The sequence below is a fragment of the Microbacterium sp. MMO-35 genome (assembly GCF_037147555.1).
Lineage (GTDB): Bacteria > Actinomycetota > Actinomycetes > Actinomycetales > Microbacteriaceae > Microbacterium.
This window is the reverse complement of the sequence record NZ_JBBCVH010000005.1, coordinates 161,909-184,040: the sequence shown is the minus strand read 5'-3', so window position 1 is coordinate 184,040 and position 22,132 is coordinate 161,909. Positions and strand designations below refer to the sequence as shown.

At 72.4% G+C, this 22,132-nt stretch carries 13 protein-coding genes; 10 read left to right on the top strand and 3 right to left on the bottom strand.

Going from position 1 to position 22,132, the window contains the following annotated elements; translation table 11 throughout:
• Positions 1–22 precede the first annotated feature (22 nt).
• Positions 23–4,738, top strand: coding sequence for an NAD-glutamate dehydrogenase (locus WFJ01_RS12415; protein WP_336629191.1), 4,716 nt, complete (start codon positions 23–25; stop codon positions 4,736–4,738).
• A 98-nt stretch (positions 4,739–4,836) separates the two neighbouring features.
• Here the strand turns inward: WFJ01_RS12415 and WFJ01_RS12410 are convergent, their stop codons facing one another.
• Entirely contained in the window at positions 4,837–5,829 is a 993-nt protein-coding gene (locus tag WFJ01_RS12410) for an EamA family transporter (RefSeq protein WP_336629190.1), read from the bottom strand.
• Between the two features lie 298 nt (positions 5,830–6,127).
• Here WFJ01_RS12410 and WFJ01_RS12405 point away from each other — a divergent pair, with 298 nt between their 5' ends.
• The 9 genes from WFJ01_RS12405 to WFJ01_RS12365 all read left to right on the top strand — a co-directional run bounded on the left by WFJ01_RS12405 (position 6,128) and on the right by WFJ01_RS12365 (position 18,727).
• Positions 6,128–6,217 carry a potassium-transporting ATPase subunit F gene (locus WFJ01_RS12405; RefSeq protein ID WP_251448240.1) on the top strand — a complete coding sequence of 30 codons (90 nt, stop codon included), beginning with the start codon at positions 6,128–6,130 and terminating at the stop codon, positions 6,215–6,217.
• Positions 6,217–7,902, top strand: a complete 1,686-nt coding sequence (kdpA, locus tag WFJ01_RS12400; RefSeq protein WP_336629189.1) for a potassium-transporting ATPase subunit KdpA — start codon at positions 6,217–6,219, stop codon at positions 7,900–7,902. The genes WFJ01_RS12405 and kdpA overlap by 1 nt, the downstream gene beginning before the upstream one ends.
• Complete coding sequence (gene kdpB / locus WFJ01_RS12395; RefSeq protein ID WP_336629188.1) at positions 7,899–10,109, top strand: potassium-transporting ATPase subunit KdpB; 2,211 nt, start codon at positions 7,899–7,901, stop codon at positions 10,107–10,109. The genes kdpA and kdpB overlap by 4 nt, the downstream gene beginning before the upstream one ends.
• Before the next feature lie 145 nt (positions 10,110–10,254).
• A complete protein-coding gene (kdpC, locus tag WFJ01_RS12390) occupies positions 10,255–10,896 on the top strand; it encodes a potassium-transporting ATPase subunit KdpC (RefSeq protein WP_336629187.1) in 642 nt (213 codons plus the stop codon).
• Positions 10,897–10,959: 63 nt separating this feature from the next.
• Complete coding sequence (locus WFJ01_RS12385; protein ID WP_336629186.1) at positions 10,960–13,845, top strand: ATP-binding protein; 2,886 nt, start codon at positions 10,960–10,962, stop codon at positions 13,843–13,845.
• Positions 13,842–14,522: a response regulator gene (locus WFJ01_RS12380; protein WP_292888028.1), complete on the top strand. Its 681-nt coding sequence runs from the start codon at positions 13,842–13,844 to the stop codon at positions 14,520–14,522. Before WFJ01_RS12385 ends, WFJ01_RS12380 begins: the two co-directional genes overlap by 4 nt.
• Positions 14,523–14,662: 140 nt before the next feature.
• Complete coding sequence (locus WFJ01_RS12375) at positions 14,663–16,168, top strand: APC family permease (protein WP_251448227.1); 1,506 nt, start codon at positions 14,663–14,665, stop codon at positions 16,166–16,168.
• Positions 16,165–17,064: a universal stress protein gene (locus WFJ01_RS12370; RefSeq protein ID WP_251448224.1), complete on the top strand. Its 900-nt coding sequence runs from the start codon at positions 16,165–16,167 to the stop codon at positions 17,062–17,064. The genes WFJ01_RS12375 and WFJ01_RS12370 overlap by 4 nt, the downstream gene beginning before the upstream one ends.
• A 40-nt stretch (positions 17,065–17,104) precedes the next feature.
• The gene (locus WFJ01_RS12365) at positions 17,105–18,727 is read left to right on the top strand and encodes a phytoene desaturase family protein (protein ID WP_336629185.1); all 1,623 of its coding nucleotides are present in this window, start codon (positions 17,105–17,107) and stop codon (positions 18,725–18,727) included.
• Positions 18,728–18,916: 189 nt separating this feature from the next.
• On the opposite strand, the gene WFJ01_RS12360 is transcribed toward WFJ01_RS12365, so the two are convergent.
• Together WFJ01_RS12360 and WFJ01_RS12355 are read right to left on the bottom strand one after the other, a co-directional pair.
• On the bottom strand, positions 18,917–20,962 hold the full coding sequence (locus WFJ01_RS12360) for an iron ABC transporter permease (RefSeq protein ID WP_336629184.1): 2,046 nt from the start codon (positions 20,960–20,962) through the stop codon (positions 18,917–18,919).
• A gap of 89 nt (positions 20,963–21,051) precedes the next feature.
• Positions 21,052–22,077 carry an ABC transporter substrate-binding protein gene (locus tag WFJ01_RS12355; protein WP_251448216.1) on the bottom strand — a complete coding sequence of 342 codons (1,026 nt, stop codon included), beginning with the start codon at positions 22,075–22,077 and terminating at the stop codon, positions 21,052–21,054.
• Positions 22,078–22,132: the final 55 nt, after the last annotated feature.

Here is a 22,132-nt window from a genome sequence, read left to right as displayed (position 1 = left end):
GTGCGGCGCTGGAAGGACGACGATGCCCGAGACGACTGCACTGATCGACCGGCTCCGCAGCAGGCTCCCCCGGGACGGCTTCGACGACAGGGATCCGCGCGACGTCACCGGTGCCCTCGCGGCCATGGTCGAGCTCGCCGAAGGGCGGCGTCCCGGCGAGACCCGTGCCGCCGTCTTCACGCCGACCATCGCCGAGAACGGCTGGACCTCGCGCCGGACGATCGTGCAGATCTGCACCGACGACGTCCCGTTCCTCGTCGACTCCGTCGCCGCGGCCATCGCCGAGGCCGGACCCACCGTGCACCTGCTCCTGCACCCGGTCGTGACCGTCCGCCGCGACGACCAGGGCCGGCTGCTCGAGGTGGGCGGCCTCGGCGGCCGCTCCGAATCCTGGATGCACCTCGAGACCGACCGGATCCCCACCGTCGAGCAGCGCGACGCCCTGCGCGAGCGGATCCTCTCCGTCGTGGCCGACGTGCACGCCGCCGTGGCGGACTGGAGCCTGCTGCGCCGGACCTGCCTCGACATCGTCACCCGGCTGCGCACCTCCCCGCCCCCGACCGCGGCGCCGGCGGAGATCTCCCGCGGCACCGAGTTCCTGAGCTGGCTCGCCGACGACCACTTCACCTTCCTCGGCTATCGGGCCTACGCGCTCGAGTCGATCGACGGGGAGGACGTGCTGCGTCCGATCGACGACACGGGACTCGGCATCCTCCGCGACGCGCCGAGCCGCGTCGTGCATCTGCGCCCGGAAGCACGGGAGACCGCGCGGGAGCCGCGGATCCTGACGATCACCAAGGCGAACTCGCGCTCGACCGTGCATCGCCCGGTGTACCTCGACTACATCGGCGTGCGCTCCTTCGACGACGCGGGCAACGTGACCGGGGAGCACCGCTTCCTCGGCCTGTTCACCTCCATCACCTACGCCTCCTCGGTCACGACCCTGCCGATCGCGTCGGCCAAGGTGTCCGCGGTGCTGGCGGCCTCGGGCCACGCCCCGGGCTCGCACTCGGCCAAGGAGCTCGAGCAGATCCTCGAGGACTATCCGCGCGACGAGCTCTTCCAGGACTCGCCGGAGCATCTGCTCGACGTCGCGACCCGGATCAGCCGACTGCGGGAGCGGCGGGGCTCCGCGATCTTCGTGCGCAGCGACGAGTTCGGCCGGTTCGTGTCCGCGCTCGTCCTGCTCCCGCGCGACCGGTACAACACCCCGGTGCGGCTGCGGATCGAGGCCCTCCTGAAGGACGCCTACGGCGTCGACGCCCTCGAGTACACCGCGAAGGTCGGCGAGTCCCCGCTCGCCCAGCTGCACGTCGTGATGCGGATGCCGAAGGACCACGACATCCCGGCGGTCGACACCGCCGAGCTCACCGCGCGCCTCGAGGCCGCCCTGCGCACCTGGGACTCCGAGTTCGTCGACGCCCTGCACGGCGCGTACGACGAGGAGACCGCGGGGATGCTGCACGCCCGCTACAGCGAGGCCTTCCCCGAGTCCTACAAGGAGTTCGCGAGCCCGGCGGAGGCGGTCGGCGACGTGAGCCGGCTGGAGCGGCTCGACGAGTCCGGCGGCGTCGCCGTGCACCTGTACGCCGAGGGCGACGACCCGACGCGCCGCTTCCTGACCGTCGTGAGCGTCGACCCCCGTCCGCTCGCGGAGGTGCTGCCCATGCTCACCGCGCTCGGCGTCGAGGTCGTCGACGACCGCCCGCACACGGTCACGCTGCCCGACGGCGCCACCCGGCACATCTCCGACTTCGGCCTGCGCCTGCCGGATGCGGCGCTGTGGGCCGACGAGAACCGCGCCGCGCAGTTCGAGGCGGCGTTCCTCGCCATCTGGACGGGCGCCGCGGAGAACGACAACCTCAACGCCCTCGTGCTGCACGCCGGGCTGGACTGGCGGGACATCGTGATCCTGCGTGCGATCGGCGGCTACCTGCAGCAGATCGGATCCGCCTTCTCCACCGGGTACATCGACCAGGCCCTGATCACGAACCCGGAGATCGCGGTGTCGCTGGTGCGCCTGTTCGCGGCGAGCTTCGATCCGGATCGGGCCGACGCCGACGCGCAGGCGGAGATCCGCGACGGCGTGCTCCGCGACCTCGACGGCGTCGCGAGCCTCGATCACGATCGGATCCTGCGCGCGTTCCTCGGCGTGATCGACGCGACGCTGCGCACGAACTTCTACCAGCACGACGCCGACGGCCGGCCGAAGCCCTGGGTGTCGATGAAGCTCGACAGCAAGGCCGTGCCCGACCTCCCCGCACCGCGGCCGATGGTGGAGATCTGGGTGTACTCCCCCGAGGTCGAGGGCGTGCATCTGCGCTTCGGCGCCGTCGCCCGCGGCGGCCTGCGCTGGAGCGACCGGCGCGAGGACTTCCGCACCGAGGTGCTGGGGCTGGTCAAGGCGCAGATGGTCAAGAACGCCGTGATCGTGCCGACCGGATCCAAGGGCGGCTTCGTCGGCAAGCGGCTGCCCGACCCCGCCGTCGACCGCGGCGCCTGGCTGGACGCCGGCAAGGACGCCTACCGCACGTTCATCCGCGGGCTGCTCGACCTCACCGACAACCGCACCGCCGCAGGCATCGTGCCGCCCGATCGCGTCGTGCGCCGGGACGGGGACGACCCCTACCTCGTCGTCGCCGCGGACAAGGGCACCGCCACCTTCTCGGACATCGCGAACGGCATCTCGCAGGAGTACGGCTTCTGGCTCGACGACGCCTTCGCGTCCGGGGGATCCGTCGGGTACGACCACAAGGCGATGGGGATCACCGCGCGCGGCGCCTGGGAGTCGGTGAAGCGGCACTTCCGGGAGCTCGGCATCGACACGCAGACCGAGGACTTCACGGTCGTCGGCGTCGGCGACATGTCCGGGGACGTGTTCGGCAACGGCATGCTGCTGTCCGAGCACATCCGGCTGGTCGCGGCGTTCGACCATCGGCACGTGTTCGTGGATCCGGATCCGGATCCCGCGGCCTCCTTCGCGGAGCGCCTGCGCCTGTTCCGGCTCCCCGGGTCCTCCTGGGGCGACTACGACCCCGCTCTCCTCTCGGCCGGCGGCGGGGTGTTCCCGCTCAGCGCGAAGTCGATCCCGGTGTCGCCGCAGCTGCGCGCCGCGCTCGGACTCGACGACGCGGTGGGGGCGCTCACGCCGAACGAGCTGAAGCGCGCCGTGCTGCTGGCGCCCGTCGACCTGCTCTGGAACGGCGGGATCGGCACCTACGTCAAGGCGTCGTCCGAGTCGCACGCCGAGATCGGCGACCGTGCGAACGACGCGATCCGCGTCGATGGACGCAGCCTCCGCGTGCGCGTCGTCGGCGAGGGCGGCAACCTCGGCGTCAGCCAGCTGGGGCGGATCGAGGCGGCGCGGTCGGGCGTGCAGATCAACACGGACGCGATCGACAACTCCGCCGGCGTCGGCACCTCCGACCGCGAGGTGAACATCAAGATCCTGCTCACCGCGCTCGTGCGCGAGGGAACGCTCGGCATCGAGGACCGCAATGCGCTGCTCGCCTCGATGACCGACGAGGTGGCCGTGCAGGTGCTGCGCGACAACTACGAGCAGAACGTCCTGCTCGGCAACTCCCGCGCCAACGCCGCCATCATGCTGCCCGTGCACGAGCGGCTCATGGAGACCCTGGAGGCACGCGACGAACTGGACCGGGAGATCGAGTTCCTCCCCGACCGGCTCACCGTGCAGGAGCGCGTCGAGGCCGGCGAGGGGCTCACCCGCCCCGAGTTCGCCGTGCTCGTCGCCTACGCGAAGCTCGCGCTGAAGACCGACCTCGCCGCCACCGACCTCGCCGACGATCCCTGGTTCTCCGGAACCCTCGCGGAGTACTTCCCGAGCGCGCTGCGCGAGCGCTTCGGCGAGCGCCTGGGCGAGCACCCGCTGCGCCGCGAGATCATCGTGAACACGGTCGTGAACTCGATGGTCAACCGCGGCGGGATCACGTTCGCCGACCGGGCGGCGGCCGAGACGGGCGCCACCGCGGAGCAGATCGCGCGCGCCTACGTCGCCGCACGGGAGATCTTCGACCTGCGCGGCTTCGTGGTCGCGGTCGAGGCCACCGACAACGTCGTGGACACCGCGACCCAGACCCGCCTGTACCTGGACTTCCGGCGCCTCCTCGACCGCGCCGCGCGGTGGTTCGTGCAGCACCGCTCCGAGGGCGTGGACATCGGGGCGGAGATCGCCCGGTTCGCCGAGCCGGTCCGTCTGCTCTCGGAGCGGCTGGCGGACTTCTTCCACGGCGACGAGGCCGACCAGTTCGCCGCGCGGCAGTCGGCCCTCGCCGCCGCCGGCGTCCCCGCGGCGCTCGCGCGGCGCGGCGCGAGCCTGCTGGAGGCGCTCCGGCTGCTCGACGTGATCGAACTCGCCCAGGCCAGGGGCGGGGATCTCGAGGACCTCGCGCGCACCTACTTCCGGCTCTCCGGCGAGATCGGGTTCGACGATCTGCTGAGCAGCGTCTCGGGGCTCGCACAGGACGACAGCTGGCAGTCGATGGCCCGTGCGTCCCTGCGCGACGACCTGTACGCGGTGCTGGTGGATCTCACCGCCTCCGTGCAGACGCACGCGGGCGGCCTCGCGCTCGATCAGCGGTACGCGCACTGGCTCGCCGGCGGCGGGAGCACGGCGCAGCGGGCCGCCGGCGCGCTGGCCGCCGCCTCCGCGGTGCCGCATCCGGGCATCGCCGTGCTGTCGGTCGCGCTGCGGCAGCTGCGCTCACTGGTGCGCTGACCCGGGCTGCACCCGGCACGGACCGCCGTGCCGAGAGGTCCCGCGGAGCGGCGGGCGCTGCGCTCGGCGGACTCCGTCGCCCCGACTGAGGCTTCGCCTCAGGGCGCGGGCAGGGCGAACAGCACCGCGGCGGCGAGGGCGAGGACGAGGCCCGCCCACTGCACCGGAGCGATCCGCTCCCGCAGCACCACGGCGGCGAGCAGGATCGTGCCGGCCGGATACATCGACGTCAGTGCGGCGACGATCCCGAGATCGCCGCTGCGCAGCGCGATGATCGTCAGCGCGTTCGCGATCGCGTCCACGACGCCGCCCACCGTCGCCCACAGGGCGCCGATCGCGACGAGCCGCATCGCCCCCGCATGCGGATCCCCCGCCCCGAGCCCGCGGGGGGCATGGTCCGGGCGGGCGTGCTCGAGGTCGGCGCGTCCCGACGGCGTCGCGCCGAGCTGCGGACCGGACGCGACGAGCGCCGAGGTCGCCCGCCGCCCGCGCCGGCGCGCCGCGATCATGACCCCGACCACGAAGAGCGAGCACAGCAGGGCGTTGACGCCGCGGTTCACGATGAGCGGCGCCACGCCGGCGTCCGCGTGCGTGCCGCTCATCACGATCATGAAGACGCCGATGCCGAGGCCGGATCCGATCGCCATCAGCACGCCTCGGAGGGTCGGCCGCACGACCTTCTGACCCGGGATGAAGCCGACCAGCACGGTCGCCGTCAGCGCCAGGACGAGCCCGGCCAGGGTCATCCCCGTGAGCTGCTCGCCGTTGACGAGCAGTCCCCAGAGCACGGGTCCGATCGCGGCGACGACCGCGCCGAGCGGGGACAGGATGCTCATCGGCCCGATCGCGAGGCATCCGTACAGCAGTGCGACCGCGGCCACGCTGCTCACCCCGGACAGCGCCCCCCAGAGCACGTCGTCGGGGTGCCACACCGGCCGGGCGACGAGCGCGACCACCACCATGGCGAGAAGGCCGCTGAGCGCGGAGACCGCGGTCACGGCGAGCGAGCGCAGGGTCTTGGCCGCGAAGCCGCCGATGAAGTCGGCGGATCCGAAGATGAATGCGGCGACGAGCGCGAGGACTGCGGGCACGAACCCTCCATGCCGAAGGACGGCGCCGCGTTCGGCGCGGGGGTGACCGGGCCGAGAAGACGCTCAGGGGCGACGTCAGGCTAGCACCGCCGGTGCGCGGGCCGGTCGCGGCGCCGAGCGCGGCGTTCCGTGCGGAAGGCGCATGGATCCCGCAGCGGGTCGTGAGGATGTCGTGAGGAACCCGATCCGGGGCCCTGGGAACCGGTTCGATCGGATCCGTGCTCGACATCATCTACGTCGCGGGAACGCTCGCGCTTTTCGCCCTGGTCGCGCTGATCGCCCGAGGGGTGGAGAAGCTGTGATCGTCATCGAGATCGCGGCCGCCGCCCTTGCGGTCATCGCCATCGGCTACCTCGTGGTCGCCCTCGTCGCCCCGGAGAAGTTCTGATGGGCGCCGCGGACGTCTGGCTCGGCGTGCTGCAGGCCACCACCCTCATCGCCGTCCTCGTGCTCCTGTACCGCCCGCTCGGCGACTACATGGCGCGCGTCTACACCGGGGCCAGGGACCTGCGCGCGGAGCGCGGCATCTACCGGCTCATCGGCGTGGATCCCACCTCCGAGCAGACCTGGCGGGCCTATGCCCGCAGCGTGCTCGCGTTCTCGGTGGTCGGCCTGCTGCTGCTCTACCTGCTGCAGCGCATCCAGCAGGTCCTCCCGCTCTCGCTCGGGCTGCCCGCCGTGCCGGAACCGCTGGCGTTCAACACCGCCGCCTCGTTCGTCGCCAACACCAACTGGCAGTCGTACTCGCCCGAGCAGACCATGGGCCACCTGGTGCAGCTCGCCGGCCTCGCCGTGCAGAACTTCACCTCGGCCGCGGTCGGGATCGCCGTGGCGATCGCCCTCGTGCGCGGCTTCGCCCGCCGCGGCAGCGCCACGATCGGCAACTTCTGGGTGGACCTCATCCGCGGCCTCGTCCGGCTGCTGCTGCCCCTCGCCGTGCTCTCGGCGCTCGCGCTCATCCTGGGCGGCGTCGCGCAGAACCTCTCCGGCTTCACCGACGTGCACACCGTCGCGGGCACCGCGCAGTCGATCCCCGGCGGGCCCGTCGCCTCGCAGGAGGCCATCAAGCTCCTCGGCACCAACGGCGGCGGCTTCTACAACGCCAACTCCGCGCACCCGTTCGAGAACCCGGCGCCGTGGACGAACCTGCTCGAGATCCTGCTGATCCTCGCCATCCCGTTCGCCCTGCCGCGCACGTTCGGCCGCATCGTCGGCGACCACCGCCAGGGCTACACGATCGCCGCCGTCATGGGCACGATCTTCCTCGTCTCGCTGTTCGCGCTCAGCGCGCTCGAGCTCGGCGGCGGCGGCACCGCCACCCAGGCGGCGGGGGCCGCGATGGAGGGCAAGGAGCAGCGCTTCGGGATCCTCGGATCCACCCTGTTCGGCACCGCGTCCACCCTCACCTCCACCGGCGCCGTGAACGCCATGCACGACTCCTTCACACCGCTCGGCGGCATGATGCCGATGATCAACATGATGCTCGGCGAGGTCGCCCCCGGCGGCGTCGGATCCGGCCTGTACGGCATGCTCATCCTCGCCGTGATCGCCGTGTTCGTCGGCGGGCTGCTCGTCGGCCGCACCCCGGAATACCTGGGCAAGCGCCTCGGCCCGCGCGAGATCAAGCTCGCGAGCCTCTACATCCTGGTCACCCCGACCCTCGTGCTGGCCGGCACCGCGCTGAGCTTCGCGATCCCGCCCATCCGCGCCGATGTGGAGAAGACCTCGATCCTCAACCCGGGCCCCCACGGGCTCAGCGAGGTGCTCTACGCCTTCACCTCGGCGGCGAACAACAACGGATCCGCCTTCGCGGGCCTCACCGCGAACACGCCCTGGCTGAACACCGCGCTCGGCGTCGCGATGCTGCTCGGACGGTTCATCCCGATCGTGTTCGTCCTGGCCCTCGCCGGATCCCTGGCCCAGCAGCAGCACGTGCCGGAGACGGCGGGGACGCTGCCCACCCATCGCCCGCAGTTCGTCGGGCTCCTCATCGCGGTCTCCGTCGTGGTCACCGCCCTCACCTACTTCCCCGTGCTCACGCTCGGGCCGCTCGCAGAAGGACTCGTCCGATGACCGTCATCACCCCCTCGGCCCCCGAGCCTGCCGAAAGGCTCACCCACCCGGCGCCGGAATCCCGCCACGACGGCGGATCCGGATCCCCGAAGCGCCCGCAGCGCGCCTTCGGGTGGAGCCAGCTCGTGCAGGCGATGCCCGGCGCGCTGCGCCGGCTGAACCCCGCCCGCCTGCTGCGCAATCCGGTGATCCTGCTCGTCTGGGCGGGCGCCGCGGTCACCACGGTGCTCGCGGTCGCCGAGCCGTTCCTGGGCGCCGGGGCCGCGGCCTCCGGCGGCACGCCCGTCCCGAACGGGTTCACCTGGTCGATCGCCGTCTGGCTGTGGCTCACGGTGCTGTTCGCGAACCTCGCGGAATCGGTCGCCGAGGGGCGCGGCAAGGCGCAGGCGGCGACGCTGCGCAAGACCCGCACGAGCACGACGGCGCGCCGGGTGACCGGCTACGACGCGGTCGCGGATCCCGCCGCGGAGCACGCCGCCACCGAGGAGGTCGCCTCGTCCGACCTGCGCCGGGGCGACGTCGTGATCGTGGTCGCGGGAGATCCGATCCCCGGCGACGGCGACATCATCGCCGGCATCGCGACCGTCGACGAGTCGGCGATCACCGGCGAGAGCGCCCCCGTGGTGCGCGAGTCGGGCGGCGACCGCAGCGCCGTCACCGGCGGCACCCGCGTGCTGTCCGACCGCATCGTGGTGCGGATCACCTCGCAGCCGGGCGAGACGTTCGTCGACCGCATGATCGCCCTCGTCGAGGGCGCCGACCGCCAGCGCACGCCCAATGAGATCGCCCTGAACATCCTGCTCGCGAGCCTGTCGATCGTGTTCCTCGTGGTCGTGCTCGCGCTCAACCCGATCGCCTCCTACTCGGCGTCCCCCGTGAGCATCCCGGTGCTCATCGCCCTGCTCGTCTGCCTCATCCCGACCACGATCGGCGCCCTGCTCTCCGCCATCGGCATCGCCGGCATGGACCGGCTCGTGCAGCGCAACGTGCTCGCGATGTCGGGTCGCGCCGTCGAGGCCGCCGGCGACGTCACGACGCTGCTGCTCGACAAGACCGGCACCATCACCTACGGCAACCGCCGCGCCACCGACGTGCGACCGGTGGCCGGGGTCTCCGCGGAGGAGCTGCTGGAGGCGGCAGCGCTGTCGTCGCTCGCCGACCCGACGCCCGAGGGCGCATCGATCGTCGACCTCGCCGCCGCCCGCGGCATCGTGGTCGCCGCTCCCGAGGGCGCCGAGGTCGTGCCGTTCACCGCGCAGACCCGCATGAGCGGAGTCGATCTCATCGACGGCATGCAGATCCGCAAGGGCGCGGGATCCGCGATCCGCGCCTGGATCGAGTCGGAGGGCTCCGGCGACGCCGCCGCGGCGGCCGAGGCCGCGGCGTTCGCCGACGAGATCGCCGCCTCCGGCGGCACCCCGCTCGTCGTGGCCGTGGTCACTTCGGGGTCGTCGAGCGAGGACGGCGCCCGCATCCTCGGCGTCGTGCATCTCAAGGACGTCGTCAAGGAGGGGCTCGCGGAGCGCTTCGGCGAGCTGCGCAGCATGGGGATCCGCACCGTGATGATCACGGGCGACAACCCGCTCACGGCGAAGGCCATCGCCGCCGAGGCCGGCGTCGACGACTACCTCGCCGAGGCCACCCCGGAGGACAAGCTCGCCCTCATCCGGCGCGAGCAGGAGGGCGGTCGTCTCGTCGCGATGACCGGCGACGGCACCAACGACGCCCCCGCGCTCGCACAGGCCGACGTCGGCGTCGCGATGAACACGGGCACCTCGGCCGCCAAGGAGGCGGGGAACATGGTCGACCTCGACTCGGATCCGACCAAGCTCATCGACATCGTGCGGATCGGCAAGCAGCTGCTCATCACCCGCGGGGCGCTCACCACGTTCTCGCTCGCGAACGACATCGCGAAGTACTTCGCGATCATCCCGGCGATGTTCATGGGCGCCTTCCCGGGGCTCGCCGCGCTCAACATCATGCAACTGCACTCCCCCGCCTCCGCCGTCACGAGCGCGATCGTGTTCAACGCGATCGTCATCGTCTTCCTGATCCCGCTCGCCCTGCGCGGCGTGACCTACAAGCCGGCGAGCGCGTCGCAGATCCTCCAGCGCAACCTGCTGATCTACGGCATCGGCGGCGTCATCCTGCCGTTCGTCGGCATCAAGCTCATCGACCTCGTCGTCGCCCTCATCCCCGGCTTCTGACGTGCACACCACGGGGTCGTTGAGCGAGCACCGCCGCAGGCGGCGCGAGACGAAACGCGGTCCGCGACAGACCACCGCGTTTCGTCTCGGTCGCTCCGCGGCCTCGCTCAACGACCCCACATAGACCCTCCCGAAAGGCCCTCCCATGTCGAACCTCCGCGGCACCGTCCGCCTCACCGGCGTCGCCATCCGCGCGATGCTCGTGCTCACCCTCCTGCTCGGCGTCGGCTACACCCTCGCGATCACCGGCGTCGGCCAGCTCGCGCTGCCCTGGCAGTCCAACGGCTCGCTCGTCGACGCGAAGGGGAACCCCACCGGCGGCTGGACCGGCGGCGCGGCCCCCGTCGGCAGCGCGCTCATCGGGCAGTCCTTCGCCGATGCAAACGGCGAAGCGCTGCCGCAGTACTTCCAGCCGCGCCCGTCGGCCGCGGGCAAGGACGGCTACGACCCCACCGCGTCGGGCGGCAGCAACCTCGGACCGAACAACCCCGACCTGGTGAAGGCGATCGCCGAACGCCGCGCGGCGATCGCCGCCCGCGAGCACGTCGCCGAGTCCGCGATCCCCGCCGACGCCGTGACCGCCTCGGCGTCGGGCCTGGATCCGCAGATCAGCCCGGCCTACGCCCTGCTGCAGGTGAACCGGATCGCGGACGCGCGCGGCCTCGACGCGTCCGTCGTGCGCGCCCTGGTGGAGTCTAGGATTCAGACGCGCGACGTCGGCTTCCTCGGCGAGCCGCGGGTGAACGTCCTGCAGCTGAACCAGGCGCTGGACTCCCTGGGCCGGTGAGGCGCCGGGCAGGCGAGCATGTCGGCGCGGGCGAGCACGTCGGTGAGTGAAGGGATGTCGGCGATGGTGGAGGCGCGGCGAGAGGGCGGATCCCACGCCCGCGGTCGCCTGCGCGTGCTGCTCGGCGCCGCACCCGGGGTGGGCAAGACCTACGAGATGCTCGGCGAGGGGCGCCGCCTGCACGAGCTCGGGCGCGACGTCGTAATCGGGATCGTGGAGACCCACGGCCGCGCCGCGACGCATGCGCAGACCCTCGGCATCGAGCAGGTGCCGCGCCGCGCGGTGTCCCACCGGGGCGTGCAGCTCGACGAGCTCGATCTCGACGCCGTGCTGAGCCGGCGTCCCGAGCTCGCGCTCATCGACGAGCTCGCGCACACGAACGCCCCCGGATCCCTCAACGCCAAGCGCTGGCAGGACGTGCAGGAACTGCTGGACGCGGGCATCGACGTCATCACCACGGTGAACGTGCAGCACATCGAGTCGCTCAACGCGGTGGTCGAGAAGATCACGGGCGTAGCGCAGCAGGAGACCGTGCCCGATGAGGTGATCCGCGGCGCCGACGAGGTCGAGGTCGTCGACCTCGCCCCGCAGACGCTGCGCGACCGGCTCTCGGCCGGCCAGGTGTACCCGGCGGAGCGGATCGACGCCGCGCTGTCGAACTACTTCCGCCTCGGCAACCTCACGGCGCTGCGCGAGCTGGCGCTGCTCTGGCTCGCCGACGAGGTCGACAGCGCGCTGCGCAGCTACCGCAGCCAGCACGGGATCGACAGCGCCTGGCAGACCAGGGAGCGCGTGGTGGTCGCCCTCACCGGCGGCCCCGAGGGGGAGACGCTGCTGCGCCGCGGCGCGAGGATCGCGGCGCGCTCGGCCGGCGGGGAGCTGCTGGCCGTGCACGTCACCACGCAGGACGGCCTGCGCGGCGACCGCCCCGGAGCGCTGACCACGCAGCGCGGGCTCGTCGAGTCGCTCGGCGGCAGCTACCACCAGCTCGTCGGCGACGACGTCGCGGGCACGCTCGTCGAGTTCGCGCAGTCGGTCGACGCGAGCCAGCTCGTCATCGGCGTCAGCCGGCGCAGCCGTCTCTCCGCCGCTCTGACCGGGCCCGGGATCGGCGCCGAGATCATCCGCCGCTCCGGCGACATCGACGTGCACATCGTCACGCACTCCGCGGCGGGGCGGCGCGGACCGCTCCCGACGATCAGCGGCGGAGCCCTGGGGTGGCGGCGCCAGCTCATCGGATTCGCGGTGGCGCTCATCGGCGGACCGCTGCTGTCCTGGCTCCTCTTCTCGCTCAAGGCACCCGGATCCATCACCTCCGACGTGCTCAGCTACCAGCTGCTCGTCGTGGTGGTCGCCCTCATCGGCGGCCTGCGGCCCGCGCTGTTCGCCGCCGTCCTGAGCGGGTTCACCCTCGACTTCCTCTTCGTGGATCCGCTGTTCACCGTCACGATCGCGGATCCGCTGCACGCGCTGGCGCTCGTGCTGTACGTCGTGATCGCCGTGCTCGTGAGCATCGTCGTCGACCAGGCGGCGCGCCGCGCGAGGGCGGCCCAGCGCGCGTCCGGCGAGGCCGAGCTGCTCGCCGCGGTGGCCGGCAACGTGCTGCGCGGCGACAGCGCCCCCACGGCGCTCGTCGCCCGGGCGCGCGAGGCGTTCGGGCTGAGCGGGATCCGGCTGCTCTCCCCCGACGGCGCGGTGATCGCCGCCGACGGAGAACCGCTCGGAGGCGCCGGCGACGCCGCATACCCCACACCCCGCTCACCCCGCTCACCCCGCTCACCTCGCCGAACCGACCGCGAGACCGAACCTCCGTCCCGAGACCGACGATACGATCGGCGGTCTCGGGCCACGGGTTCGGTCTCGCGATCACGGCGCGGCGCCCTGCGGTCGCCGGGCGCTCCGGCGGGGGGCGACGTGGCCGCGGTCGAGACCGTGCCGGTCGGCGTCGGGGCCGATGGGCGCCCGCGCGCGCTGCTCGAGCTGCACGGCGGCGACCTGGACGCCGCCGGCCGCCGCCTGCTCGACGCGATCGTGGCGCAGCTCGCCGCCGCCATCGAGCACACCGACCTGCGCGAGACCGCGAAGGAGGCGGCCGTGCTCGCCGAGACGGACCAGGTGCGCAGCGCCCTGCTCTCGGCGCTCAGCCACGACCTGCGCCGACCGCTCGCCGCCGCCGTGGCCGCCGTGGGCGGTCTGCGCAGTGCGCACCGCCTCTCGGCCGAGGATCGCGCCGAGCTCGTGGAGACGGCGGACGAGAGCCTCGCCACACTGTCGCGCCTGGTGACGGACCTGCTCGACGTCAGCCGCGTGCAGGCCGGGGTGCTGGCCGTGTCGCTGGAGCAGGTCGACGCCGGAGGCGGAGTGGTCTCGGCTCTCGACGAGCTCTCGCTGGGCCCGGACGAGGTCGAGCTCGCCCTCGACGCCGCCCTGCCGCCGCTGCGTGCGGATCCGGTGCTGCTGCAGCGGGTGCTCGTGAACCTGCTCACCAACGCCGTGCGGCACTCCCCGGCGGGGGAGCGCGTGATCGTCTCGACGAGCCGCCTCGGCGAGCGCGCCGAGATCCGGGTCGCGGACCGCGGCGCGGGGATCCCCGAGGACCAGCGCGAGAGCGCGTTCCTGCCGTTCCAGCGACACGGCGACACCGACAACACCACGGGACTCGGGCTGGGGCTCGCCCTGTCCCGGGGATTCGCCGAGGGCATGGGCGGTACGCTGACCGCCGAGGACACCCCGGGCGGAGGACTGACGATGGTCGTGTCGCTGCCCCTGGCCGGCACGGCCCGGGATCCGGATCCGGGATCGGATCCGGCGTTCCCGGCCCCCGGGGCGGAGTTCCTGCCCGCATCCCTCCCGCTCCCGTCGCAGAAAGTGTCGGAAAGCGGCCCGGGAAGCGACACTTTTCGCGACGGGAGCGTTCTGAATGAGTCCACCGAGGAGGAGCCGCGATGAAACTGCTCGTCGCCGACGACGACCCCCAGCTCGTGCGTGCGCTGCGGATCACGCTGGCCGCGCACGGCTACGACGTGATCGCCGCCGGTGACGGCGCCACCGCGATCGCGATGGCCGCGCAGGCGCACCCCGACATCGTGCTGCTCGATCTCGGCATGCCGAAGCTCGACGGGATCGCCGTGATCGAGGCCCTGCGCGGCTGGAGCGACGTGCCGATCCTCGTCGTGTCGGGGCGCACCGGATCCGCCGACAAGGTCGAGGCGCTCGACGCGGGCGCCGACGACTACGTCACCAAGCCCTTCCAGGTGGACGAGCTGCTCGCGCGGCTGCGGGCGCTCGCCCGCCGCCGCGGAGGGGCGCCGGCGGAGTCCTCCGTGACGTTCGGCGACGTCGAGGTGGATCTCGCCGCCAAGGCGGTGACCCGCGAGGGCGCGCGCGTGCACCTGACGCCGACCGAATGGCAGATCCTGGAGCATCTGGCCCGGCACCCGGGAGCGCTCGTGACGCGGCAGGAACTGCTCCGCGAGATCTGGGGCACGGAGCAGGTCACCGACACCGGCTACCTGCGCCTCTACCTCTCGCAGCTGCGCAAGAAGCTCGAGCGCACCCCGAGCGCGCCGCAGCACCTGCTCACCGAGCAGGGCATGGGCTACCGGCTGGTACTGGATCCGGCCTGATCGTTCGATTGGGTACCGGACGGCGGGCTGTCTGAGATTCCAGACAACTCCCTCCGGGGGTATGTTGGCATCTCTCCTGCCGAATGCCAGCATGAGGCAACGGCGGTCGAAGACGCCCGCCACCGGCCTTTGGGAGCCACATGTCCACCAATCACACCCCGTCGTCCTTCGGACGCCAGCTCGTGCGCCGCAAGCCGATCATCTTCCAGCGGCGACACCATCAGGGCGAGGAGCTGTCCCGCAATCTCGGGACGTTCCAGCTGATGATGTTCGGCGTCGGCGCCACCGTCGGCACCGGCGTCTTCTTCGTCCTCAGCAGCGCGGTCCCGCTGGCCGGACCCGCGGTCATCCTGTCGTTCCTGCTCGCGGCGGTCGCCGCGGGGCTGTCGGCGCTCTGCTACGCCGAGCTCGCGTCGGCGATCCCCGTCAGCGGATCCAGCTACTCGTACACGTATCACGCGCTGGGCGAGGGGCCGGCGGTCCTCGTCGGCGGCGCGGTGCTGCTCGAATACGGCCTCGCCGTCTCCGCGGTCGCGGTCGGGTGGAGCGGCTACTTCAACGAGCTGCTGCTCCAGCTGTTCCACTTCCAGCTGCCGACGGCGCTGTCGCTGACGTTCATCCCGAATCCGGACGGATCCCCCAACGGCGGGTTCATCAACCTGCCCGCCGTGGTGCTGATCGGCCTGTGCATGCTGCTGCTGATCCGCGGCGCATCGGAGTCCGCGACGGTGAACGCCATCATGGTGTGCATCAAGCTCGGCGTGCTGCTGCTGTTCGTGGTCCTCGCGTTCACCGCGTTCAACTCCGACCACTTCGCGAACTTCTTCGGTCAGGCGTCCGGGATCAGCGGCGCGGCGGGGGTGATCTTCTTCTCCTACATCGGACTCGACGCGGTCGCCACCGCGTCCGAGGAGGTGAAGAACCCGCAGAAGGCGATCCCCCGCGCGATCATCGGTGCGCTGCTGATCGTCACCGCGATCTACGTCCTGGTCTCGGTCGCGGGCCTCGCCGCCGAGCCGGCGAGCTGGTTCGCGACGAAGGAGGCCGGCGAGGCGGGCCTCGCGAAGATTCTCCTGAACGTGACCGGGAGCCCGATCTGGCCGATCATCCTGTCCGCCGGCGCCGTGATCTCCGTGTTCTCGGTGACCCTGGTCACGCTCTACGGGCAGACCCGCATCCTGTTCTCGATCTCCCGAGACGGGATGGTCTCGAAGAAGTTCGAGCGCGTCAGCCCGAAGTTCGGCACCCCCGTCTTCAACACGCTCACGGTGTCGATCATCGTCGCCCTCGTCGCCGGGTTCGTGCCGGCGGACTATCTGTGGGACAGCGTCTCCTTCGGCACCCTGGTCGCGTTCAGCATCGTGGCGATCTCCCTCATGGTCCTGCGCCGCACCCACCCCGAGATCGAGCGGCCGTACAAGGTCCCGTTCGGCCCGTGGGTCGTGCCGATCCTCACCGTGCTGGTGTGCGTGTACGTGCTGACCCAGCTGCAGCCCATCACCTGGATCATCTGCGTGAGCTGGCTCGTGATCGTGTTCCTGTTCTACCTCGCCTACGGCCGCCGCAAGGCCACGCTGAACACCTACACCTCCGACGAGGAGATCTCCGAACCCATCCACCCCGAACTCGAGGACCAGAGCAAGTGACCTACCTCGTCGGCTACGGCCCCCACAACAACGATCGCTCCGCCATCGAGCTCGCCTGCCAGTTCGCCCGCTCCGAACCCCAGCACGTCCGCGCCGTGTCCGTCGTCCCGCAGGGGTGGGGCAACCCGCTCGCCGGCGGCACGGACCGGGAGTTCGAGGACTGGGCGGCGGGAGAGGGTGAGATCACCGCCGAGGAGGCGCGCGCCGACCTCGCCCAGCACCCGGGCATCGACGGCACCGCGGTCTGGGTGAGCGGGCGCTCCGTCCCCCAGGCGCTCATCGAGCAGGCCACGGAGCACGAGGCGCGGATGCTCGTGGTCGGATCGAGCGGCGACGCCGAGCCCGGCCGCATCCGGCTCAGCTCGAAGACCGACCGGCTCGTGCACTCGTCGCCGATCCCCGTGGCCATCGCGCCGCGGGGCTACCGCACCGACAGCGGCGTGACCCGCGTCACGGTCGCCTTCCGCGACGACGACGCCAGCTGGTCGCTGCTCACCGGCGTCGCCGAGATCTGCCGGCGCACGGGGGCGCGGCTTCGGGTGGTGACCTTCGTCGTCGCCCCGCCCCGTCGACCCGTCACCTCCCGGATGGGGCACGCCGAGACCCAGGTGATCGATCTGTGGCGGATGCAGGCGGGCAACGCTCAGCACGAGGCGGAGGAGTTCCTGCGCTCGCAGGGCTTCGACGACGACACGCTCACGTTCACGATCGCCGAGGGATCCGACTGGGCCCGCGCGATCCGCCGGCTCGACTGGGAGGAGGGCGACATCCTCGCGATCGGATCGTCGTCGACGCACCCGATCGCTCGCGTGTTCCTGGGATCGAGCGCGGCCAAGATCATCCGCTACGCCCCGGTCCCCGTCGTCGCCGTGCCCGGTGCGGCCACGGCGGAGTGAGCCGGATCCGACGGTGACCCGCGATGAACGAGGATTCCTCATGTCCGACGAGAAGACCCCCGACTACGACGCCGTCATCGTCGGAGGGGGCCACAACGGACTGACCGCTGCGGCGTATCTCGCCCGGGCCGGCCGCAGCGTGCTCGTGCTCGAGCGCGACGACCACGTCGGCGGGGCGGCCGTCTCGGCGCAGGCGTTCGAGGGCGTCGACGCGCGGCTGTCCCGCTACGCCTATCTCGTGAGTCTGCTGCCGCAGCGGATCATCGACGACCTGGGCCTGGACATCGGCCTCGTCCGGCGGCGCTACTCCTCGTACACCCCGGATCCGCTCGACCCGACCCGCGGCCTGCTGGTCGGCCGCGCCGCCGACGCCGAGGGGGCCAGGGCCGACTTCGCCCGTGCCGGGGTCGACGCCTCCGACCTGGCCGCATGGGACGCGTTCTCCGACGAGACCCGGCGGATCGCGGAGGCCCTGTTCCCGACGTTGACCGAGCCGCTGCCGACCCGCGGAGCCGCGAAGGCGCTCCTCGGCGACGACGCCGTCTGGGACGCGTTCATCGAGCGGCCGCTCGGCGCGACGATCGACGCCCGGTTCCGCAGCGACCTGGTGCGCGGCGTCGTCGCGACCGACGGGCTGATCGGGACGTTCACGAGCCTCGACGATCCGGCGCTCGACGCGAACCGCTGCTTCCTGTACCACGTGATCGGCGGCGGCACGGGTGACTGGGACGTGCCGGTCGGGGGCATGGGCGCGGTCTCGGCCGAGATCGCCCGGGCCGCCGCGACGGCCGGCGCGAGGGTGCTGACCGGGGCCGAGGTGCTGTCGGTCGCCCCCGCCGCCGAGGGCCGATCCGCGACCGTGCAGTACCGCCACGACGGCGAGGTGCAGGCGGTCACCGCCCGCACGGTCCTCTCGAACGTCGCGCCCGCGGTGCTCCAGCGCCTGCTCGGCGATGCCGGCGCGCTCAGCGCGTCCGGCGCCGCGGTGGCCCGCCCCGAGGGGGCGCAGGCGAAGGTGAACCTGTTCCTCACCCGGCTGCCGAAGCTGCGCGACGGGACCGTCGCCCCCGAGGCGGCGTTCGCCGGTACCTTCCACATCAACGAGCTCGGCGTGCAGCTGCGCGCGGCCTTCGAACGGGCGGAAGGGGGCGAGCTCCCGGATCCGCTGCCGTGCGAGATCTACTGTCACACGCTGAGCGACCGGACGATCCTGGGCGAGTCGCTGCGCGACACCCCTGCGCAGACCCTCACGCTGTTCGGCCTGCACGTGCCCGACCGGCTCGTCGACCGGATCGGCAACGACGAGCTGCGGGACCGGATCCGGACCGCGGCGCTCGCCTCCCTGAACTCGGTGCTCGCAGAGCCGATCGAGGACGTCCTCGCGGTCGATGCGGCGGGGGAGCCGTGCATCGAGGTCAAGACGACGCGCGATCTGGAGGAGGCGCTCGCGATGCCGGGCGGCAACATCTTCCACGGGCCGCTGTCCTGGCCCTGGGCCGAGGACGACGCCGAGCTCGACACCCCCGCCCGGCGCTGGGGCGTGGCGACCCGTTTCCCTGACGTGCTGCTGTGCGGATCCGGCGCGGTCCGCGGCGGCGCGGTCTCGGGCATCGGCGGGCACAACGCCGCGATGGCGCTGCTCGAGGCCGACGCCGCGGGCTGAAACTCCCGCCCCGTGCCCGCACGGTCCGGGGTCGTCGAGCGAGCACCGGCGCAGCCGGCACCCACCCGGGGTCGTCGAGCGAGCACCGGCGCAGCCGGCGCGAGACGAAACGCGGCAATCGCACGTCACCGCGTTTCGTCTCGGTCGGCTTCGCCGTCCTCGCTCAACGACCCCGGGGCGACCACCGGCTCACACGTCGCGGGAGCGCCAGAGCAGCCACACGAAGTACGGAGCGCCGAGGACCGCGACCACGAGGCCGGCCGGCAGCTGCGCGGGCGCGATGACCGTGCGGCCCACGGCGTCCGCGAGGCCGACCAGCACCGCCCCCAGCAGCACCGCGACGGGCACCACGCGCGCATGCCGGCCGCCGACCAGGGCGCGCGCGGCGTGCGGGGCGACCAGGCCGACGAAGCCGATGACGCCGACCGCCACCACGCTGAACGCCGCGAGGAGCGCCGCCACGGCGAGGATCAGCAGGCGCGAACGCTCGAGCTTCACTCCGAGCACGCGCGGGGTGTCCTCGTCGAGGGCGAGCAGATCCAGTTCGCGATGGCGCATCAGCACCACCGGCAGCGCGATGAGCAGCACCACCGCCAGGGGGACGACCTGCTCCCAGATCCGGCCGTAGGTCGTTCCGCTCAGCCAGGTGTAGATCTTCGGGGTGTCGAACGGGCTCGCCCGCAGCAGCACGAAGGACGTGAGCGCGACCGCCGCCGACGAGACGCCGATCCCGATGAGGATGAACCGATCCGCACTGAGCCCGCCGCGCCACGCGAGCAGATACACGAGCGCGAACGCGCAGAGCGCGCCGACCACCGCCGCCACGAGCATGCCGAACGTCGAGGCCGCGGCGCTCGTGACGACGAGCACCGCGCCGAGCCCCGCGCCCCCGGTGATGCCGAGGAGTCCGGGATCGGCGAGCGGGTTGCGGCTCACCGCCTGGGTCAGGCATCCGGCGAGCGCGAGGGCAGCCCCCGCGGTGACGGCGGCGATCACCCGCGGGGCCCGCTCGTCCAGCGCGAACGCGATCTGCGGCGGTGCCTGCCCCTGCAGCCAGAGCAGGACGTCCCCGGTGAGCAGCGGCGTCGCCCCCACCAGCAGGCCAGCGACCACGACGGCGACCGCCAGCACGGCCGAGATCCCGACCACGAGCCGGAAGCGCAGCGGCCCCCGCACGCCGAACCGGATCGACGGCGGCCGTCGTGTCGGTCCGGAATCGCGCAGCCGCCGCGCCATCACCACGAGCACGACAGATCCGAGCACGGTCGTCGCCACGCCCGTCGGAACGGCGATGGCCCCCTCGGCGCCGATGAGGAGCCGCAGCAGCACGTCGGCGAGGATCACCACGAGCGCGCCGAGGAGGCCGGAAGCGGGCAGGAGCAGGGCGTGCCGGCCGAGCCCCGGCACGATCCGCACCAGCAGGCGGGCGAGCACGGGGGCGCACAGGCCGACGAACCCGAGCGGGCCGGCGAGCGTGACGGCGGTCGCGGTGAGCAGCACCGAGAGCAGGATCCCGAGGACGCGCGTCGAACGGATCCTCACCCCGAGGGATGCGGCCAGATCGTCGCCGAGCGCGAGGACGTCCAGCCGCCGGGCGAGCAGCAGCGCCAGCAGGCCGGCGACCACGACGACCGGCGCGGCGCGCAGGAACGCCTCGAGCCCGAGCTGCGACAGGCTTCCGCTCCCCCAGGCGAGCAGGCCCTTGGTCTGCTCGCTGAACAGGATCAGCAGCGCCGAGGTCGCGGCCTGGAACGCCAGGGCCAGCGCGGATCCGGCCAGCACGAGCCGGGTCGTCGAGGATCCGGCCCCTCCGGCGAGGCCCAGCACGATCACGGCGGCCACGAGCCCGCCGGCGAAAGCGACGATCCCCGAGGCCCAGAACGGGACGGAGATGCCGAAGGCGGCGACCGCGGTGATCGCGAGGTAGGCGCCCGACGTCACGCCGAGCGTGTCGGGCGAGGCCAGGGCGTTGCGCGCCAGCGACTGCATGAGCAGGCCGGCCATGCCGAGGGCCACGCCGACGGCCACACCCGCGGCGAGCCGGGGCAGGCGCGCCCCGAGCAGGATCTCGGGGTTCGCCCAGACCGCCCCGCTCGTGCCCTGGGTGAGGTGCCAGCCGGCGGCAGCGATGAGCGCGAGCGCGAGGAGGACCAGCACCCCGACGGCACCGAGGCGCGCGCGGACCCCGATTCCCGGGGCCGCCTCGCGAACCGAAGGCGAGACGGAACGCCGCACTCCCGCGGGGATGCCGCGTTTCGTCTCGCTTCGGCTGCGCCGATGCTCGCTCAACGACCCCGAAGGAAGGTCATCGCACCGCCCGCGGCTCACCGGGTGAACGCGTCGACGTACGCGTCGGCGATCTTCTCGGCCGAGCGCGGCCCGCCGAACGTCCAGATCCCGGCCGGGAACGCGTGGATCCGCTTCTCCTTCACGGCAGGGATCGAGGCCCAGGCCGGGTTCTTCTCGGCGGCCTTGATGAAGCTCTCACTGTCCGGGTCGTCGGTGCCGGTGTACAGCAGGGTGGCGGAGCCGACGGTCGTCATGCCCTCGATGTCCGTGCTGCCGAGCCCGTAGGCGGGATCGGTCTCGCCCTTCCACACGTTCGTGAGCCCGAGCTCGCCGCCGATCGCGCCGATGAGCGAACCGGTGCCGAAGGGGCGCAGCGAGACGGTGCCGCCGTCGACCCAGCCGTCGAAGTAGACGAAGTCGGTGCTGGCGGGCGACGCTGCGGCAAGGGCCTTCTTCGCCTCCGCGAGGTGGTCCTTCATCTCCGTCGCGACGGCCTCGGCACGCTCGGTGCGACCCGTGGCCTGCGCGATGAGATCGAAGGTCGCGAGCAGCTGCTTCACCGGATCCTTCGCATCGGCGCCGATCGTCACGAGGACGGGCACGCCGTACTTCTCGAGCTGGCCGATGATCGCATCGTCGCGCGTCTGCGCCTCCACGATCACGAGGTCGGGCTTGGTCTGGAACAGCGCGTCGAGGTTCGGCTCCTGGCGGGTTCCGACATCGGCGACGCCCTCGGGCAGCGTCTCGGCCCTGTCCCACTGGCGGTAGCCGGCCGCGTCGGCCACGGCGACGGGGGTCACACACAGGGTGAGGGCGTCCTCGACCTGCTGCCACTCCAGCACGGCGACGCGCTCGGCGGGCTTGTCGAGCTTCACGGTGCGGCCCAGGGCGTCGGTCACGCTGACCGGCCCCGTGGCGGTGCGCGTCGTGTCCTTCGCGCACTCGGCGCTCGCAGCGGGGGCGGCGCTGCCGGTGGGCGCGGCGACAGAGGTTGTCCCGCAGCCGGCGAGGGCGAGGGTGCTCGCGGCGAGCAGCGAGAGGACGGCGAGGGGCTTGCGCATGGTTCTCCAGGGTCGGTGGATCGGTGGTCGGGAAGCAGAGGAGGTCGAGATCGGG

Bases quoted from the DNA above. Each gene is read 5' to 3' on its own strand.
- WFJ01_RS12415 (WP_336629191.1), top strand. From the start codon at position 23: ATGCCCGAGACGACTGCACTGATCGACCGGCTCCGCAGCAGGCTCCCC.
- WFJ01_RS12380 (WP_292888028.1), top strand. From the start codon at position 13,842: ATGAAACTGCTCGTCGCCGACGACGACCCCCAGCTCGTGCGTGCGCTG.
- kdpA (WP_336629189.1), top strand. From the start codon at position 6,217: ATGGGCGCCGCGGACGTCTGGCTCGGCGTGCTGCAGGCCACCACCCTC.
- WFJ01_RS12355 (WP_251448216.1), bottom strand. From the start codon at position 22,077: ATGCGCAAGCCCCTCGCCGTCCTCTCGCTGCTCGCCGCGAGCACCCTC.
- WFJ01_RS12375 (WP_251448227.1), top strand. From the start codon at position 14,663: ATGTCCACCAATCACACCCCGTCGTCCTTCGGACGCCAGCTCGTGCGC.
- kdpB (WP_336629188.1), top strand. From the start codon at position 7,899: ATGACCGTCATCACCCCCTCGGCCCCCGAGCCTGCCGAAAGGCTCACC.
- WFJ01_RS12365 (WP_336629185.1), top strand. From the start codon at position 17,105: ATGTCCGACGAGAAGACCCCCGACTACGACGCCGTCATCGTCGGAGGG.
- kdpC (WP_336629187.1), top strand. From the start codon at position 10,255: ATGTCGAACCTCCGCGGCACCGTCCGCCTCACCGGCGTCGCCATCCGC.
- WFJ01_RS12385 (WP_336629186.1), top strand. From the start codon at position 10,960: ATGGTGGAGGCGCGGCGAGAGGGCGGATCCCACGCCCGCGGTCGCCTG.